The 18,434-nt window shown below is 41.0% G+C and carries 15 protein-coding genes; all 15 read left to right on the top strand.

What is annotated here, in order from left to right; translation table 11 throughout:
* Positions 1-23: 23 nt before the first annotated feature.
* The 15 genes from BM377_RS11365 (at position 24) to BM377_RS11295 (ending at position 18,424) form a co-directional block, all read left to right on the top strand.
* The gene (locus tag BM377_RS11365; RefSeq protein ID WP_092248288.1) at positions 24-557 is read left to right on the top strand and encodes a DUF6652 family protein; all 534 of its coding nucleotides are present in this window, start codon (positions 24-26) and stop codon (positions 555-557) included.
* Between the two features lie 72 nt (positions 558-629).
* Positions 630-1,766: a radical SAM protein gene (locus BM377_RS11360; RefSeq protein WP_092248285.1), complete on the top strand. Its 1,137-nt coding sequence runs from the start codon at positions 630-632 to the stop codon at positions 1,764-1,766.
* Positions 1,767-1,795: 29 nt separating this feature from the next.
* Entirely contained in the window at positions 1,796-3,229 is a 1,434-nt protein-coding gene (locus BM377_RS16535) for a WecB/TagA/CpsF family glycosyltransferase (protein ID WP_242948161.1), read from the top strand.
* 30 nt (positions 3,230-3,259) lie between these two features.
* Positions 3,260-4,879, top strand: coding sequence for a hypothetical protein (locus BM377_RS11350; RefSeq protein WP_092248283.1), 1,620 nt, complete (start codon positions 3,260-3,262; stop codon positions 4,877-4,879).
* An 11-nt stretch (positions 4,880-4,890) separates the two neighbouring features.
* A complete protein-coding gene (locus BM377_RS11345) occupies positions 4,891-6,366 on the top strand; it encodes a sugar transferase (protein ID WP_092248280.1) in 1,476 nt (491 codons plus the stop codon).
* Positions 6,367-7,446, top strand: coding sequence for a GDP-mannose 4,6-dehydratase (locus BM377_RS11340; RefSeq protein WP_092248278.1), 1,080 nt, complete (start codon positions 6,367-6,369; stop codon positions 7,444-7,446).
* Positions 7,447-7,448: 2 nt separating this feature from the next.
* On the top strand, positions 7,449-9,029 hold the full coding sequence (locus BM377_RS11335) for a hypothetical protein (protein ID WP_092248275.1): 1,581 nt from the start codon (positions 7,449-7,451) through the stop codon (positions 9,027-9,029).
* Positions 9,019-9,438, top strand: a complete 420-nt coding sequence (locus tag BM377_RS11330; protein WP_092248272.1) for a sugar 3,4-ketoisomerase — start codon at positions 9,019-9,021, stop codon at positions 9,436-9,438. The genes BM377_RS11335 and BM377_RS11330 overlap by 11 nt, the downstream gene beginning before the upstream one ends.
* A gap of 8 nt (positions 9,439-9,446) precedes the next feature.
* Positions 9,447-10,400 carry a glycosyltransferase gene (locus tag BM377_RS11325; RefSeq protein WP_092248268.1) on the top strand — a complete coding sequence of 318 codons (954 nt, stop codon included), beginning with the start codon at positions 9,447-9,449 and terminating at the stop codon, positions 10,398-10,400.
* 37 nt (positions 10,401-10,437) lie between these two features.
* Positions 10,438-11,562: a DegT/DnrJ/EryC1/StrS family aminotransferase gene (locus BM377_RS11320; protein ID WP_092248265.1), complete on the top strand. Its 1,125-nt coding sequence runs from the start codon at positions 10,438-10,440 to the stop codon at positions 11,560-11,562.
* Between the two features lie 60 nt (positions 11,563-11,622).
* A complete protein-coding gene (locus BM377_RS11315; RefSeq protein ID WP_092248262.1) occupies positions 11,623-12,951 on the top strand; it encodes a sugar phosphate nucleotidyltransferase in 1,329 nt (442 codons plus the stop codon).
* Between the two features lie 44 nt (positions 12,952-12,995).
* Positions 12,996-14,207 (top strand): hypothetical protein, encoded by a 1,212-nt coding sequence (locus tag BM377_RS11310; RefSeq protein WP_092248260.1) that lies wholly within the window; start codon positions 12,996-12,998, stop codon positions 14,205-14,207.
* Entirely contained in the window at positions 14,197-15,783 is a 1,587-nt protein-coding gene (locus BM377_RS11305; protein WP_092248257.1) for a glycosyltransferase family 39 protein, read from the top strand. Before BM377_RS11310 ends, BM377_RS11305 begins: the two co-directional genes overlap by 11 nt.
* Positions 15,752-17,377, top strand: coding sequence for a hypothetical protein (locus BM377_RS11300; protein ID WP_092248254.1), 1,626 nt, complete (start codon positions 15,752-15,754; stop codon positions 17,375-17,377). Before BM377_RS11305 ends, BM377_RS11300 begins: the two co-directional genes overlap by 32 nt.
* Before the next feature lie 27 nt (positions 17,378-17,404).
* Complete coding sequence (locus BM377_RS11295) at positions 17,405-18,424, top strand: radical SAM/SPASM domain-containing protein (RefSeq protein ID WP_092248251.1); 1,020 nt, start codon at positions 17,405-17,407, stop codon at positions 18,422-18,424.
* Positions 18,425-18,434 lie beyond the last annotated feature (10 nt).

The following is an 18,434-nucleotide window of genomic DNA, read 5'->3' as shown; positions in this document are numbered from 1 at the left end:
AAAAAGGAAAGAGGTTTTTATTTATGAGTAGTAAAAGATTTTGGTTTATAATGTTATTTCCATACATAATTGCTTTTTGTTTTATATTTATGTTTACAATGCCTTCGATAGCGCCGGTTTTATCGGCAAGTATCGGTCCGGAGCTTTTATTTACCGTTCCGATATGTGCGGCCTTGGTATCGTTTACATTGTCTATCGTTACACTTATTCAGACCATAAAAGGAAAGTATGGGGCGCAAGAGCTTGCAAAAGCCAATAAGATCGTAAAGCTGGTTCATATACCGGCTTATGTCATCTATTTTTTATTTGCAATATTCAGTGTTCTGTTTTTGAGTATATGGGGAATCGGAATGGTAATAGTGGTGATCCTGATCGATGTTTTCACCATTATTTACTCCGGAAGTATCGGGCTTTGCGCAGCGATTGCCGCAAAAAAGGAGAATGTGCTTCCTTCCGGCAGCGCGGTACTTTACGCGATTATGAGTTTTATTTACTGTGTAGACGTATTTGCCGCAGTTATCTACAATTCTAAAATAAAAAAGACAACACTTTCATAAGCCGAAATGGTATTATGAAGGTAGGTTTTGGCTAAACCTAAGATATTTATAAGTATTAAAAGGGATTAAGAAATGGCAAAGAAGTTAAATGGTACGGTTATAGTGACATATAGGTGCAACGCACGTTGCAATATGTGCAACAGATTTAAGGCGCCGTCACAACCTGAGGATGAGATTTCAATAGAGACTATCAAGAAACTACCCGAGATGTATTTTACCAATATTACGGGTGGAGAGCCTTTTATCCGTGAGGATATCAAGGATATCGTAAGAGAACTTAGGAAAAAAAGCGACAGAATAGTAATTTCTACAAACGGCTTTTTTACCGACAAGATAATAGACCTTTGCAAAGAATTTCCCGATATCGGAATCCGTATTTCAATTGAGGGGCTTGAGCAGACCAACAACGAGATAAGAGGCCTTCCCGACGGCTTTAACAGAGGATATACAACTCTCAAAAAATTGCGCGAGATGGGACTTAAGGATGTTGGTTTCGGAATGACAGTTCAGGATAGAAATGCACCTGACCTTACAGAACTCTACAAATTGTCGGATGAACTCGATATGGAGTTTGCAACCGCGTCTCTTCACAACAGTTTTTACTTTGTTGAAGCTAAGAACATAATTAAAGACAGACCTATGGTTGCTGAAAATTTTGAGAAGCTTATAAACATGTTGCTTAAGTCAAACAGTCCTAAAAAATGGTTCAGAGCCTATTTTAACCATGGCCTTATCAACTATATTTACGGACAAAAGAGACTTCTTCCTTGTGACATGAGCTTTGACACATTCTTTATTGATCCATACGGAGACGTTATGCCTTGTAACGGAACCAAGGATAAAGAGGTTATGGGAAATCTCAACGAACAGACATGGGATGAGCTTTGGAACAGCGAAGCTGCAGAACGTGTCAGAAATGTTGTGAGACACTGCGACAGAAGCTGCTGGATGATAGGTTCGGTATCTCCCGCGATGCATAAATATATCTGGGTTCCCATGTGGTGGGTTTTCCGTCATAAGCTGAAGGCACTCTTTATGAAGAAACCTTATTCAATGTATGAACTTAAGATCGTACGTGATCTTAGAGACGGAAAGGTTACCAAAGAAGAACTTGATAAGTGCAGTACCTGTGATTTTAATGCGGTTGCTAACGACGGTATCAAGAGATGCGCATGTGGCGCTGTGATCGAAGATGCTAAAAAGGACTAAGCTGTAACTAATCCCCTACGGAGTAGATTATGAACACCTACAAGAAACAGAATTTTCCGGTAAAAAGAATATTCATACTTGATGAGATCGCACTTATACTTGCGATGATAACTGCGCTTGCGATCAGATACAGAGGTCAGTTTTTTGTTGCGCACACTTTTTTTGACGGTCTGTATGTAAAGATGACAATCACCGTATGTATTTTTCATGTGATCATCTTTCTTATTTACGACAATAAAAAAGAGCATGTTTTTGTGCAGGATCCGGTTCAGAATCTTATGACTGTCATCAAAGGGAAATGTATTCTTATGGCGCTTTCTCTTTTGTACCTGTATGCGTTTAAGATAAGCGTTCAGGCATCAAGACCGGTTATCGGATTATTCTTCGCTTTTGCAATAATTTACAGCTTCGTTTTCAGATTTATCTATAGAAAAAGATATTTGGATACACACAATGGCCTCGGAGACAGAAAGGTACTTACCGTTTCCGCCAAGGACGCGGATGTTGAAAAAATCACAGCTTCTTTTGGTGAAGGTAAGTACGATGATGTTCTTATAAAGGATGTTGCCGGTAATGAAGCCAATGCAAAAGATATCGCAATGAAAGCGGAAGAACTCGGCATTAGAACATACTATGGAATCAGTAGCGGAGATTATGATGTTAAAGCCGGAATTATAACTGATATAGATGATCATGCATCAATTCCTGCATTTGTCAGAAACGAGAGATTTGAAGTCTTCGGAGTAAAGTACGCGATCGCCAGGACAGAAGAAGCGGTTTTCCATGTACTTGGACATTTAAAAGAGTTATCGGGTAAATATATCTGCTTTTCCAATGTGCATACAGCCGTTATGGCCAGAGAAAATGCGGATTACAAAAATGTTCTTAATGAGTCGGCATATACATTTGCGGACGGCGCGCCCATAGCCAACCTTCAGAGAAAAGAAGGATATATCGGCGCGGACAGAGTTGCAGGACCTGATTTTATGGAGCATATGTTCAGAGATACGGCAGAGGGACAGGCTTCTCATTATTTCTACGGAGCATCGCAGAAGACACTTGATGCACTTAAAGAAAAACTTCTGGAGAAATATCCCGGAATAGATATAAGAGGGATGTACTCACCGCCGTTCAGAGCTCTTTCTCCGGAGGAAGATGCTGAGGATGTTGAGAGGATCAATGCTTCAGGAGCCGATATAGTATGGATAGGCCTTGGTGCACCCAAGCAGGAGAAGTGGATGCTTACTCACAAGGATAAGGTTAAGGGCGTTATGATGGGCGTCGGTGCAGGCTTTGACTTCCACGCAGGCACAATAAAAAGAGCACCTGTATGGATCCAGAAGATTGGATTTGAGTGGCTCTATCGCTTGTTCCAGGATCCAAAGAGATTATTTTCAAGATATTTTGTCACCAACACCAAGTTCTTTTGCTACCTGTTTAGCGGAGCGTTAAAGCGTAGATAAGATTGGCGGCTGTTGGCGGAAGGTTGATATATGACTGTGATAGAGATGATAGATAAGTTTAATTTAAACAGAGACAAGATAGGAGAAGGCTTATACCTTCTCTATTTTGCTGTTATGGTGGGTGCGAGAGCACTTGGCCTTTACGAAGGAATGACCTTATACAACATTAGTCTTATTCTTGGACTTTTTCTTTTTGCATGCAAGATTCTTGTGACCCGTCACACTGTCAAAGAGTACGGTGTAATGGCGTTTCTTTTTGCGCTTTCTTTTTTGGTGTATCACTTTACAGGTGAAAAAGGACTTCTCGTCTGTTTTACAATGCTACTTGGAATGAAGGGAGTCTCTGTAAAGAAGGCAATTACCGTGGGCGCTGTGACAGCGGGAACTCTTATACTCGGAAAGATAGTTCTTGGCGTATTCGGAGTTCTTCCGGAAGTTTATTATCCGCAGGAAAGATCCGGTGCGGGGCTTATGTTCAGACATGCTTTTGGATATGCTCATCCAAATACGCTTCAGATGAATGTGCTCATGCTTACGATGATGGTCATATATCTTTTGACTAAGACTGTTATGAAAAGTGACCTTGATAGAAAGAAAAAGCTCTCATATATCAGTCTTATCTCGGTTGCGGCACTGTTCTTTAATCTGTATATCTTTATGTATTCCGGCTCAAGATCCGGAATCATCACCTGTATGGTATTTCTTATCTGCAATTTTTGGCTTGCGGTAAGAAAGAAAATCGGAATTTTTGAAAAGATAATATGCTATGCGGCATTTCCTTTAACCTGCGTGGTGTCTATAATATTTCCTCTTGTTCTTCCGGAAAATATTTTTGAATTCTTAAACAGAACAGTGTTTAACTCAAGATTTATGCTGGCCAAATATTTTTGGAGCAACAATCATTTGTCATTATTCGGAATCAGATTAAATAATCCGATGCCCAATTTAAAGACCTACGGAATAGATATGGCACCGATGTATCTTTTTCTTCAGCTTGGAATCGTCGCTTTTATCGTGATCGCTTCCTTGACTCTTTGGTTTGTAAATACCTCGATTAAAGAAGATAAAAGGGCTGAACTTGCAGTACTTATGGCAATGTTGTTCATCGGTATGTGGGAACCATTTTTATACAATCTTGGATTTAAGAATTTTGCTTATGTGTTTATGGGCGGGATGTTATATTCATACCTCAATAAAGAAAACGCAAAAGCTTCGGATGAAGTAAGCAAAAAAGAGACAGACGAAACGGACGGATCGAAGATTGCGGGAACCTATTTCGGACGACTTATTAAAGCTGTCACGGGAGCGGTTCTTTCGGGATTTGCGGCCGCACTTATTTTCTTGCTTGCAACAGTGCCGCCTACAGCACTTTACGGAGACAGAGAGTGCGGTGAGGATGGAGTCAGCTTTGGAATGGAAGCTGAGTATCTGTCTGAGAATTATGTAAAAGAACTTAAGAAAAACGGAGATATCGTCATCGGTTATAAGGATGCAGAGACTCCTATGTATAAATACGGGGAAGATATCGCAACGATGGAGTATGAAAAGAAGGTCATAAGCGTCGGTGTATGGGTAGGAATCCTTGCATTGCTTGTTTTATGCGCAGTACTATGCTCCGGCGGGTCAAAAAAGCCCAAAATTGTGATATAATAATACGGATTATGAGTAATAATAACAAAACACTTCAAACATACATATTATGGCTTATTGACATGATGTGTATCATAGTATCCTACGTACTTGCTACATTCATCAGATTCAACGGTGAAAAGAGGGTAGAACTTTTAGACGAAGATAAAATGGCACATTACATGGTGTGCATAGTTTTTCTTCTGTTTTGTGTTGTATATAATTTCTTTGCTGATTGGAACAGAGACTTTTGCATCAGAGGCTACGCAAAAGAATTTTTAAGTGTTGTCAGATTCATCGGAGTGATGATCATTGCTTTGGTGCTTGTTGTTTTCTTGTTTAAGTGGAATATTTCAAGACTTGTTTGGTTTTACTTTGTATTACTTGATGTTCTTTTGACCTATTTTGCACGAATAGCTTTCAAGGTGTTTTTCAGAAAAGCGATATCAAGTGACTCTAACGCTGTAAGAGTTGTTGTGGTTGCAGAGAGAAACTTGATGGAGAGCACGATCAAGAAGCTGACATCAAACGCTGAGTTTCTGGGTTACAAGATAGTAAGGGCCTATGCGGCGGATACTGAACCGGAGAGTGCTGATGCAGACGGCTTGCATGCGCAGGGCGGAAACAGACAGACAACCGGCGAGTGGTACATAGACGGAGTACATATTCATGAGGGAATCGAGAACCTTACGGCGAGACTTTTGACAGATCCGTTTGATGAGGTGTTCATCAATACTCCCAATATTCCTCAGAAGAATATACAGGATATTATCTTAGGTTTTGAGGAGATGGGTATCACGACAAGGTACAGCCTCGGACTTCCTGGCATAGGCAAGGCCAATACGCAGTTTGAAGACTTCATGGATTATTCCGTGATCACATATTCCATGAACAGAACAAGCTATAAGCGCCTGTTTATAAAACGTAGCATCGATATTATCTTTGGGCTTATAGGACTGGTCATAACAGGAATCATCACACTCTTCCTTGCGCCGGCGATCAAGCTTGATTCGCCCGGACCTGTTTTCTTTTCACAGACGAGGATAGGCAAGAACGGAAGACGATTTAAGATCTACAAGTTCAGATCGATGTATGTTGACGCCGAGGATCGCAAGAAGGAACTTGAGTCTCAGAACGAGATGACGGGACTTATGTTCAAGATGAAGAATGATCCCAGGATCACCAAGGTTGGGGCCTTTATCAGAAAGACAAGTCTCGATGAATTCCCACAGTTTCTCAATATATTAAAAGGCGACATGAGCCTTGTCGGAACAAGACCACCCACGGTGGAGGAATTCAGAAGATATAACGGATACTACAGAAGAAGACTTTCCATGACTCCCGGACTTACGGGACTTTGGCAGATCAGCGGAAGAAGCGATATAGAGGATTTTGATGAGGTAGTAAAACTCGATCTTAAATATATCGACAACTGGAGTCTTACTGAAGACTTTATGATAATTGCCAAAACTTTTTATGTGGTATTTTTCGGAAAAGGTGCAAAATAAATGCTTAGTAAGAACATAGATCTAACAGGAAAAAGAATACTGATCACAGGAGCGGCAGGCTTCATCGGCGCCAATCTTGTGATCGCGGTTTTAAACAGATACAGTGATGCAAAGATTCTCGGAATCGACAACATGAACGATTACTATGATGTCGGGATCAAGAAAGACAGACTTAAGAGAATCCTTGAAATAACAGGCGGTGATGAGAACAGGTTTAAGCTTGTTGAAGGAAGCATCGCCGACAAAGAACTTATAACAAAAATATTCGATGAGTTTAAGCCCGAGGTCGTAGTCAATCTCGCAGCACAGGCCGGCGTAAGATATTCGATAGAAAATCCCGACGCCTACATCGAATCAAATATTATCGGATTTTACAATATTCTCGAAGCATGCAGACATTCCTATGACAAAAAGATGCCGGATTACAGCGGTGTTCTTCATCTTGTGTATGCTTCGAGTTCGAGCGTATACGGAAGCAACAAGAAGATTCCTTACAGTGTGGAAGATCAGGTTGATAACCCGGTTTCTCTATATGCTGCAACCAAGAAATCCAATGAGCTTCTTGCGCATTCATATTCAAAGCTTTACGGAATCCCTTCGACGGGACTCAGATTCTTTACCGTTTACGGACCTGCCGGAAGACCGGATATGGCATACTTTGGCTTTACTAACAAGCTGGTAAACGGTGATACCATTAAGATATTTAACTTCGGTAATTGCAAAAGAGATTTCACATATGTGGACGATATCGTTGAGGGTATCATAAACGTGATGCAGAAGTCTCCCGATGAGAATGAGAACGGTGTTAAATACAAGGTATACAATATCGGAAACAATGATCCCGTAAATCTTTTGGACTTTGTTGATATACTTCAAAAAGAACTTATTTCTGCGGGAGTACTTCCTGCGGACTATGACTTCGAGGCACACAAAGAGCTGGTTCCCATGCAGCCGGGTGACGTAGAAGTAACATACGCGGATGTTACTGCGCTGGAAAATGATTTTGGATTTAAGCCATCCACGTCACTTACGGAAGGACTTCGAAGATTTGCCAAGTGGTACAAGGAGTATTACGGTTAAAAATGCTGGATTATAAATTACCTTTTTTAAAAAAGAAAATATCATATAAGTCTCTCGGCATCGTTATGATATGCATCTTTGCATTAAGTCTTATTCCTTTGCTTATCATGGGCTTTTATGATTTCCCGTCAGCGGATGATTTTTCCATGGCGCGCGAACCTCATCTGTATTTCGCCGCTACGGGAAATTTCTTTGGAACAATAGTTGAAGCCTTTAAGAAAGCTATCTGGATATATTATAATTACGAAGGCTATTATTTTTCGGCATTATTGACATGCTTATGTCCCGCGGTATTCGGTGAACAGTTTTACTTTCTTGTTCCGTTCATAATTATCGCAATGCTTGTTTTCGGAGTATGTTATTTCTTTAATGCGCTTTTTGTCAGAGCATGGAAATTTGATAAGCACCTTACCAATGTGGTTTCTATGGCAACGCTTATCATGATGATCCACTTTCTTAAAGATAGTAAGGCGAGAAATCAAGGATTTTACTGGTGGAGCGGCGCCGTAAATTATGTTTTTACTTTTGGAATGGCATTCTTTTGGGTAGGACTTCTTATCAGGATTCTTTATGATGAGAATAAAAAAGCATGCATGGGTAAATTCATATGGGCATGTATATGGGCTTTTCCCTTGGGAGGTGCCAACTACCTGACTGCTCTTGAACTTGCGATCGTTTCGGTTCTTGTTATTTTTATCTGTATGATGAACAAGTTCTCCAAGATAGGCGTGGAAGGGCTTGGTGAAATCGGGAAAAAATATATAAAGCTTCTTTGGATTCCGGCCTTGATCAACTTAATAGGCTTTGGATTTAGCGTTACATCACCCGGAATAGAGATCAGAAGTGCAGAAACTACGGGAAATGGACCGATAAAGGCTGTTTTGCTATCGTTATACGGAACTTTTAATGTTATTATGGATGAGATGGTGAGATGGGAGACGCTTGTAGTATTGCTTTTCCTTGTTCCTGTTTTTTGGGTGCTTGCCGGAAAACTTAAGAATAAGCTTCGCCATCCGTTTGTTTTTATATTGTTTGCTTACGGTATGGTGTCGTCCAACCTGACTCCGCCATACTATGCGGTGTCGAATTTCGATGAAGGAAGACTTGTTGTACTTGCATGGATGGAGTTTGTGTTCTTTGCAGTCATGACTGTTTTTTATCTCACTGCCTGGATCAGAGGCCAGTGGGAGGATAAAGCAGGTGCCGCATTTACGGCATCAGACGATGATTCTTTTTCCGGGGAAGCTTCATCGGTAATCTTGGTGCTTGCCGCTATACTTGTTTACGGTTCAGCACTTTGCGTGGTTCCCAATCCGCATTACTATACCGCGACTTCCGCGTTATATGAGATCGCAACGGGAAATGCCGCAAGATACAAAGAAGAGAACAACGAAAGACTTAAGGTGTTAAAAGATACTTCTGTAGAGACGGCAGTTTTGAAAGAGTATACGGATGCGCCGGACATGCTCTTTTATAAAGACATAACCGATCCCGAGTTTGCCGATTATTGGATCAACACCAATATGGCAACATGGTATAACAAAAAAGATGTGGTAATTGAGAGGATAAAACATGAAGAGTGATTTTGAAGAGAACTACAAAGTTCTTGAGTTTAAGGAGTTTGGTGACGATAAGGGTAACCTTGTTGTTGCGGAAGGCTCGGGCTTTGATATACCTTTTGATATCAGGAGAGTGTTCTATATTTACGGCTCTGAAAGAGATATCAAGAGAGGACTTCACGCTAACAGATATACCAAGTTTGTGCTTATAAATGTGAGCGGAAGCAGCAAAGTTCTTATAGATGACGGCAAGAAGAGAGAAATTGTTGTTCTGGATAAACCCAGAATGGGACTTTATTTGGGCCCCATGGTCTGGAAGGAAATGTATGATTTTTCTCCCGATTCGGTTCTTCTGTGCCTTGCAAGCGAGCATTACATCGAGAGCGAATATATTCGTGACTACGATGAATTTATAAAGGAAATTAATGGGTAAAAGAAATTATGAGTAAACTTTCTATTGTTATTCCGGTTTATTACAACTCTGATACACTGGAACTTTTATATGAAGACCTTAAGGAAAAGGTTCTCGGAAAGATCGGCGACTATGAGATAGTATTTGTTGACGACGGTTCCGGAGACAACTCCTGGGAGATCATAAACAAGATCGCTGCGCAGGATAAAAACGTGGTCGCAACCAAGCTTTCAAGAAACTTTGGTGAGCATGCGGCTCTCCTTGCAGGACTTTCGGTATGCACAGGTGATTGTGCGGTTACCAAGCAGGCGGATCTTCAGGAAGATTCCACACTTATCCTTGAGATGTACGAGAGCTGGAAGCGCGGAAATAAGGTCGTTCTCGCTATCAGAGGAGAAAGAGACGAGAATCCCGTAAAGAAATTCTTTGCAGGCTGCTATTATTGGCTTGTAAGAAAGACTATTAATAAAGACATGCCTCAGGGTGGCTGCGACTGCTATCTTATAGACAGGCAGGTTATCAAAGTCCTTCAGATGATGGATGAAAAGAATTCATCGCTTACACTTCAGGTTATGTGGGTAGGCTTTAAGACCGAGAAGATCTACTTCCACAGAAAAGACAGAGAGATCGGAAAGTCTCGTTGGACACTCGGAAAGAAAATAAAGCTCGTGATCGATTCAATGATGAGCTTTTCATATTTCCCAATCAGGTGCATGGCAACACTCGGCAGCATCTTTGCACTTTTGTCTTTGATCGGAATAATTTATGTGATAACGGAAAAAGTAACCAAGCAGACACCTATCCTTGGTTACGCATCGGAGATGACGGTATTGTTCTTTGGCTTTGGAGTTTTATTCTTAATGCTCTCAATGCTCGGAGAATACATCTGGCGTACACTTGAAGAGTCACGTAATCGCCCTCCGTTCATCATTGATGAGGTTCATCGCTCCGATGATTCGGATTTAGATAAAAATAAAGAGTGAGAATAGTATTTGTCATAAAGGATCAAGAAAGGCAATTATGGAAAAGATAATGCAGGGCCGCATGGACCGCGGTTTTCAAAGATATCAGGAAGAATATGAAAAGAAAGCTTTGGAGGTTCTCAGATCCGGATGGTATATTCTCGGAAAAGAAGTAGAGAACTTTGAAAACGAGTTTGCGAAATATGTCGGAACGGATTATTCCGTAGGTGTCGCCAACGGACTTGATGCACTTTGGCTTGCTTTCAGAGTGCTCGGAATCGGAAAAGGCGATGAAGTTATAGTCCAGGGAAATACTTATATCGCAAGCGTAATGGGTATCACCATCAATGATGCTACACCCGTATTTGTTGAACCCAATGAATACTATCAGATAGATGCGGACAAGATCGAAGAGAAGATCACGGATAAGACCAAGGCTATTTTGGTTGTTCATTTATACGGACAGGCAGCCGAGATGGATAAGATCACAGCTATCTGCAAAAAATATAACTTAAAACTTGTAGAGGACTGTGCACAGTCACACGGTGCTTGTTTTGACGGAAAGATGACCGGAAGCTTCGGAGACATCGGATGCTTCTCATTCTATCCTTCCAAAAATATGGGTGCTTTTGGAGATGCGGGCGCTATTACAACTAACGATCCGGAGCTTGCGAGACTGGTTAAGATCTATCGTAACTACGGAAGTGAAAAGCGCTATTACAACATGGTTGTCGGAGCAAACTCAAGACTTGATGAGATGCAGGCGGGACTTCTTAGAGTTAAGCTTACTCACATGGATGATATTACAAAAGAAAGAGAACAGCTTGCAGCCGTGTATGATGCGGGAATAAACAATCCCAAGGTTATTAAGCCTATTGTTGCCAAGGGTGCTACTTGCGTTTGGCATCAATATGTTCTTAGAGTAAAGACAGAAAGCGGTGATAACAAGGCCGCTGAGAGAGACAGGTTTAAAGCTTATCTTGAAGAGAACGGCATAATGACTATTATCCATTATCCGATTCCTCCTCACAGAGCTCAGGCTTATGAATATCTCGGACTTCCGGAGGGAACTCTTCCGATAACCGAAGCGTATGCCAATGAAGTCATATCTCTTCCGATATACACGGGAATGACTAAGGAAGAGCAGCAGCGCGTTATCGAGTGCGTAAACGCATTTAAATGATATACATGCAACATCGATTTTTTCGGTGTCTAGATTTTTTAGAGGTTATAGGTAATTTCAATGAATATAGTTTTACTTTCAGGCGGAAGCGGAAAGAGGCTTTGGCCCTTATCCAATGACGTCAGATCCAAACAGTTTATAAAGATGTTTCATCCTGACAATTCAGGTGATAAAGATGATCTTGAATCAATGGTTCAGCGTGTTTATCGTCAGATAAAAACAGTTGATCCCGATGCTACGATCACTATAGCTACGAGTAAGACTCAGGTTTCGGCAATTCATAATCAGCTTGGTGACAAGGTTTCCGTATGTGTTGAGCCTATGAGGAGAGATACATTTCCCGCTATAGCACTTGCCGCATCATATCTCAAGGATGAACTTAATGTCGGAGAGGATGAGCCGGTTATCATCTGTCCCGTAGATCCTTATGTTGAACTTGGTTATTTTGAGTGCTTCAAGGATCTTGGCAAGATGGTTGCTTCAGGTGATTATAACTTAAATCTCATGGGTGTTGTTCCTACATATCCAAGTGAGAAATACGGTTACATTCAGCCCGAGACAGGCGATCATATCAGCAAGGTATCGGCATTTAAAGAAAAACCTGATGTTGCAACAGCGCAGAAATATATCGAAGAAGGCGCACTTTGGAACTGCGGAGTTTTCGCATTTAAGCTTTCATATATTTTAAACAGAGCGCATGAGCTCATAGATTTTAAGGACTACAAGGATCTTTACGATCATTACGGCGATTGCAAAAAGATAAGTTTTGACTACGCTGTCGGAGAAAATGAGAAATCGATCGGCGTTGTAAGATATTCCGGTGAGTGGAAAGATATCGGCTCATGGAATACCTTTGCTGAAGAGATGCATGAAAACATAATCGGTAAAGCCGATATGGATGATGCATGTGTGAACAGCAATATCATAAATGAGCTTAATATTCCCATTATCGCAATGGGACTTAAGGATATGATAGTTGCGGCTTCAAACGACGGAATACTTGTTTCGGACAAAACACAGTCGAGCTACATTAAACCTTACGTAGAAAAGTTGACCCAGCATATAAGATACGCAGAGAAATCTTGGGGAAGCTTTACCGTCACAGATGTTCAGGAGGGAGCTCTTGTTATAAGAGTTGAACTCTTACCCGGTCACAGACTTCACTATCACAGTCATGATCTGAGAGATGAGGTTTGGACTGTAATGATAGGTGAGGGAACTGCGATCGTTGACGGAGTTAAGACAGAGATAAAGCCCGGAGATGTGGTTACTTTAAAAGCCGGACAGAAACATACCGTTATAGCCAAGACAAGACTTGTACTTAACGAAGTTCAGGTCGGTAAGGATATCAGCGTAGAGGACAAGGTTAAATACGATTTTCCCGAATAATACCGGACTGTTATTACAATGTTCCGGTGCCTGAGGGGAGGCATATGAAGAAAAAACTATTAGACAAATACCTTTTTTGGATAGTACTTGGGCTGTTTATTATCGCAGCTTTTATCATAAGACTTAAGCTTGCACCCAATACAGAGCTTTCACCGGACTATGACTCATATTACAGAGAGTGGGTTGAGTTTTACAGAGCAAACGGAATAGTTAAGGGGCTTGAGAATGCACCCGGTGATTACTATGTTCCGTTTAATGTGATCTATGCTCTTTGCTCACTTCTTCCCGTTGAGCCTTGGGTTCCGCTTTCAATGATCCCGTTTGTGTGCGAGCTAGTATCTGCATTTTTTATTTACAAAATTTTCTTTTTACTTACAGGGAAAAAAGAAACTTCGTTATTTATCGGAGGAGTAACTCTTTTCCTTCCTTTTGTTGTATTCAACGGTGCCCTTTGGAAGCAGGTTGATGCGGTTTATACCTGCTTTTTGATAATTTCACTATATGAACTTTTGCGTCAAAGATACAGAGCCGCATTTATTTGGTACGCTGTATCATTTGCGTTTAAACTTCAGAGCATTATCTTTTTACCGGTGCTTGTTATTTTGTATCTTACGGATGGTTTTGCATCAGAATCAAACGAAGTTTCTTCCGGAAAAAAGAAACTAAGCATTATTAACTTTTTCTGGATTCCCGTTGTATATCTTATTGCGGGACTTCCCGAGGTATTGGCAGGTCACGGACTCAGGGCAACTTATTTTGCTTACCTTGGTCAGACAGGTGAACTTCAATCCGAAGGTTACGGAATGGTCTCATATTTCCCAAACATCTACAATTGGGGACTTGATCCTTACGATGAGATATTGACTGTACCTGCAGTGCTTACACTTTTGGTAGTGCTTGCCGTGTTAGCTCTTTTCTGCTACAGGAAAAAAGAAAGCTTAGACAGAAATACGGTTCTTTATCTTGCGATCTTTCTTGCGTGGACATGCCTTATGCTTCTTCCCGGAATGCATGAAAGGTATGATTATGCGATGCTTCTTTTGCTTACACCTTTTGCTGTTATGATCAGAAAGAAGCTTATTGTGCCTATGGTAGTTGCCAATCTGTGTTCGCTTGCAACTTACAGTATCACGCTTTTCCATACGGATATCTTTGACATGAAGGTTGTTTCGATATTCTATGTGGCTGCGTATATTTACACCGCTATAGATTTTGTTCGAGTTATAAACGGAGGTATTTCTAAAGTTGAAGCTTAAGAGTGCCTTTAACAAAATAATTGTTTTTTGCCTTATCATAGCTGCGGCGCTGACACTTGGATGCAGCATTCTTACAACGATCTACTATGATGTAGACGGTGAGATTCAGGTCGACTGGCCGCATTACGGAAAAGAAAATATACCGCTTCTTTTAATATCACTTGCTGCTGTACTTGCAATCTTTATTCTTTTGCAAAAAAAGAATGTGTTTGGTCATTATAAAAAGTGGATGACGGCAGGTCTGATATTTGTTGCGGCGTATTGTTTTATGCTGATATTTGCTATAAGACCGCTGCCCGTTAATGATTCAAAAACTCTGGATGATATTATAATCAGCTTTGTTTCAGGCGATTACAGCGAACTTACAACAACGGGCGGATATCTTTTTATCTGGCCTTTCCAGCTAGGATATGTGTTGTTTGGCGAGCTGGTAACCAACGTGTTCGGTGTGGGCAATTATCTTGCCTGGGATCTTTTGCAGCTTGTTTCCATAGTCATCACGATATGGCTGATATACAAGATTACGTGGGAATGCTTTGAAGATAAGGATATTTGCGGTATAGTGGCACTTCTATCATGTGGGGCACTGTTTTTTTATAATTATGTTACCTATATTTACGGTGATATACTCAGCATGGGTCCGCAGACAGCGGCTCTGTATGCATTGATCTTGTTTATGAAAAGAAAGAAATTTAGATACGGACTCTTGTCCGGGGCGTTTATTTCTTTTTCCATAATGCTGAAAACTAACTGCAAGATTACACTTATAGCTCTTATTATGATGTTGTTTATGAGTGAGATCCGTGAGAAGGAATCGGTGAAAAATTCGGAAGGAATTGCACCTGAAAAGACGTGGGGTTCAAGGATTATCAGCCATAGTCTGACACGAAGGATCGTTATCGCAGCTTTTATGCTCGTTGGCATGCTTTTGATCGATACAGCCGTAAACGCACATTATTGCCGACTTACAGGGCTAACAGAGATTCCTAAGGGAAGTCCTTCGGTATCGCATATAGCTATGGGACTTCAGGAGAGCGATCTTGAGGATGGCTGGTACAACGGATATAACTATCATGTTTTTGGCGAGAACAATTATGATACCGACAGAACCAAGGCCGCAGCGATAGAAAACATTAAAGAGACGCTTTCGGGATTTGTAAAAAGACCTCTTCACGGCGGGAAGTTTTTTGTAAGGAAATACCTTACACAGTGGGCGGATCCGGTATGTATATCAACTCACAATCTCGATCTTGTAAGTCGCCATCATGATACGTCGACGCTCGGAACAAGCCTTGTTTACGGAAGAGGCTCCGAAGTTTTAAAGTGGATTATGAACGTCTTTATGACTTTGTGTTATCTTGGCGTTTTGATATATCTTTTAAGTATTTTTAGAAAAAAAAGTGTTACCGATTCCGAGATGCTTATGCTCATCCTTATTTTCGGAGGCATAGTATTTCACGAATTCTGGGAAGGTTCTTCCCGCTATGCAATGAGATACTATATTTATTACTTGCCGTTTGCAGCGTGCGGATTGAAGGTGCTAAGTGGACGTTTTTTCTTACATAAACTTAAATAAATACGACAGACTCGATGATAGGAGCGACAGATTTACGGCATGGATCGTGGGATTTGTGACCGCATTTGTCGTTATAACCATATGCTCCAAGTCATCATTTTTGTATGCGTTTAATCTTTGGGATGACGCCAACAGCTATTTTACGATGGGAAAATGCATGTTCAGAGGGTATGTGCCATACAAGAATCTCTTTGATCAGAAAGGTATTTTCCTGTATACAATCTATGGTTTGGCTTCGCTGATATCTTCGACGACTTTTTTTGGAGTATATATTTTTGAAGTGATCGCGGCGACGTTTGTATGCGTAGGTTTGCTTCGCATTATTCAGCTCTATCTAAGATCCGATGTGGTTCCGTATTTTATGATGCCTTTTACGGCACTAAGTATTTATACGGCCAAATGTTTTTACTGGGGCGGAAGTGCGGAGGAATTTCTTTTCCCGTTTATTGTTTGGGGATTGTATTTATCACTGCGACATTTCAGAGATACCTATCCCGATACAATGCCGTACAGGACTGTGTTATTGGGTGGCGTGCTTGCCGGCTGTGTCTTCCATATCAAGTTTAATTCACTTGGATTTTTCTTTGCATGGATGGCGATGGTGTTCTTCGGAGACATAATAGGAAGCGGCGTAAGAGCACTTAAAAAGGCTATAATAAGCTGCTTTGTGTTCCTTCTTGGAATGGTGATTACTTTCATCCCCGGGATTGTATACTTTGGAGTTAACTCTGCGATTGACGATTGGTATCGCGTTTACATTTACAAGAATGTATTTGAGTATTCTAAAAGCATGACGATCGGGCAGAGATTGTACAAGATCTGGGATATAATGACCGATCACTTTTTCGATAATAAATTCGTGTATTTGACTATTTTTGCAGGTGCGTTATACTTTACGGTGGCGCTTATCTCATCGCTTGTTCATGAGGACAGATATAAACTTGTAAAAAGAGATATTGTGCTGCTTCCGCTTAAGATTATAGAGTACGTCAATATAGCGGTGCTGATGTTATTTTTGATACTTGTGATCTTTATAGGCGGCGTCAGCATAACATATTATCCGTTCCCGATAAATGCCTTTGCGGTATTTTGCTCGGTGGCCGTAGGATATGTTATAGAGGGCCTATACAAGCACTTATCAAGAGAAGAATTTGGAGATCTTGCAAGTACGTTTGGTTTTGTTTTGATTTTCTTGGCTCTTCTTATAACCGGAGCATCAGCGTATTTCATATCACCAAACGTTCCGGCGATGAAGCTTAAAAAGGATGATATCTGGTTGTTCAAGTTTAGGGATTATGTACTTGAGAGCGGAATCGAGAATCCCGGAATAATGAATGAATACGGATTCGACGCGGGACTGTATACAGTTACAAACACAATGCCCATTTGCTATTATTATCAGACACAGACGCTCAATATAGAAGAAGTTATCGAGTGGCAAAAGAGCTATACCCGTAACGGACAGGCTGATTTTGTTTTGTCTGTAGATAGGCCTGCCGAAGCGGTTGATGATTATGAGCTTGTACTTCAAGAAGATTTCGTCACACATGATACGAATACGACGTATTTTCTTTATCAAAAAAAGAGTGAGTAAATTTTAGGTTTTAAAGGAGATTTTTATATGCCTATCAGAGTAAACAGTTTTATGGGAAAATTCGGTTGGTTTGCAAGAAAGCATTTCCCGATGCTTGCAAGTAATGCATACCTTAAGCTTCAGTTCTTTACAAGAAGCAAATCGCAAAAGGCATACTGCGATTATTTCCTGAATGCACCTGAGGTTCCGATGCCCAACGTTGTAAATATAGAGACGATCAACAGATGTAATTCGACTTGCGCATTCTGTACAGCCAATGTTCATGCGGAGTGCAGACCTCTTGCCAAGATTGATGACGACCTTTATAAGAACATTATCGATCAGCTCGCCGATTGGGGATACAAGGGACATCTTACACTTTACGGTAACAACGAGCCTCTTCTTGATACCAAGATCGTAGAGAGACATAAATACGCAAGAGAGAAGCTTCCGGACAGCTTTATCTTCATGTCGACCAACGGACTTATCCTTACTATCGATAAGGTAAAAGAGGTTGCTCCTTACATCAACCAGCTCATCATAAACAACTATTCAATGGAGATGAAGCTTCATAAGAATATTCAGGAGCTTTATGATTATGTAAAGGCTAACCCTGAGGAGTTTAAGGATCTCGATATCCAGATCCAGATGAGATATCTTCAGGAGGTTCTTACAAACAGAGCGGGAAGTGCGCCCAATAAGAAGGCTACGGAGAAGGTTATCAAGGAAACTTGCCTTCTTCCTTTCACAGATATGTGGATCATGCCTAACGGTAAGATGGGACTTTGCTGCTGCGATAACTTTGAGACCACAGACTTTGGAGATCTTACCAAGATGAGTCTTAAGGAAGCGTGGGGAAGCCCTAAGTTCCAGGCTGTAAGAAAGAAAATCGCAGAGGGAAGACAGGAGTATCCTTTCTGTAAGCACTGTGACTTTATCGATGCCGGCTTCCGTATGCAGATCGTAAATGCTATTCTCCGCGGCGATCAGGAAGCAGCAAACAAACTTGGCGGTCACGAGCGAATGAAGATCGGTAATAAGAACAACTCAGACGATAATATCAAATGATGTAGGGGAG

The sequence above is a fragment of the Butyrivibrio sp. INlla21 genome, from assembly GCF_900116875.1.
Taxonomy (GTDB): Bacteria; Bacillota; Clostridia; order Lachnospirales; family Lachnospiraceae; genus Butyrivibrio.
This window is presented reverse-complemented; position numbering and strand designations above follow the sequence as displayed.

Excerpts from the sequence above, each read along its gene's own strand:
- BM377_RS11295 (WP_092248251.1), top strand. The coding sequence starts at position 17,405 with ATGCCTATCAGAGTAAACAGTTTTATGGGAAAATTCGGTTGGTTTGCA.
- BM377_RS16535 (WP_242948161.1), top strand. The coding sequence starts at position 1,796 with ATGAACACCTACAAGAAACAGAATTTTCCGGTAAAAAGAATATTCATA.
- BM377_RS11320 (WP_092248265.1), top strand. The coding sequence starts at position 10,438 with ATGGAAAAGATAATGCAGGGCCGCATGGACCGCGGTTTTCAAAGATAT.
- BM377_RS11315 (WP_092248262.1), top strand. The coding sequence starts at position 11,623 with ATGAATATAGTTTTACTTTCAGGCGGAAGCGGAAAGAGGCTTTGGCCC.
- BM377_RS11330 (WP_092248272.1), top strand. The coding sequence starts at position 9,019 with ATGAAGAGTGATTTTGAAGAGAACTACAAAGTTCTTGAGTTTAAGGAG.
- BM377_RS11345 (WP_092248280.1), top strand. The coding sequence starts at position 4,891 with ATGAGTAATAATAACAAAACACTTCAAACATACATATTATGGCTTATT.
- BM377_RS11360 (WP_092248285.1), top strand. The coding sequence starts at position 630 with ATGGCAAAGAAGTTAAATGGTACGGTTATAGTGACATATAGGTGCAAC.
- BM377_RS11310 (WP_092248260.1), top strand. The coding sequence starts at position 12,996 with ATGAAGAAAAAACTATTAGACAAATACCTTTTTTGGATAGTACTTGGG.
- BM377_RS11335 (WP_092248275.1), top strand. The coding sequence starts at position 7,449 with ATGCTGGATTATAAATTACCTTTTTTAAAAAAGAAAATATCATATAAG.
- BM377_RS11325 (WP_092248268.1), top strand. The coding sequence starts at position 9,447 with ATGAGTAAACTTTCTATTGTTATTCCGGTTTATTACAACTCTGATACA.
- BM377_RS11365 (WP_092248288.1), top strand. The coding sequence starts at position 24 with ATGAGTAGTAAAAGATTTTGGTTTATAATGTTATTTCCATACATAATT.
- BM377_RS11350 (WP_092248283.1), top strand. The coding sequence starts at position 3,260 with ATGACTGTGATAGAGATGATAGATAAGTTTAATTTAAACAGAGACAAG.
- BM377_RS11340 (WP_092248278.1), top strand. The coding sequence starts at position 6,367 with ATGCTTAGTAAGAACATAGATCTAACAGGAAAAAGAATACTGATCACA.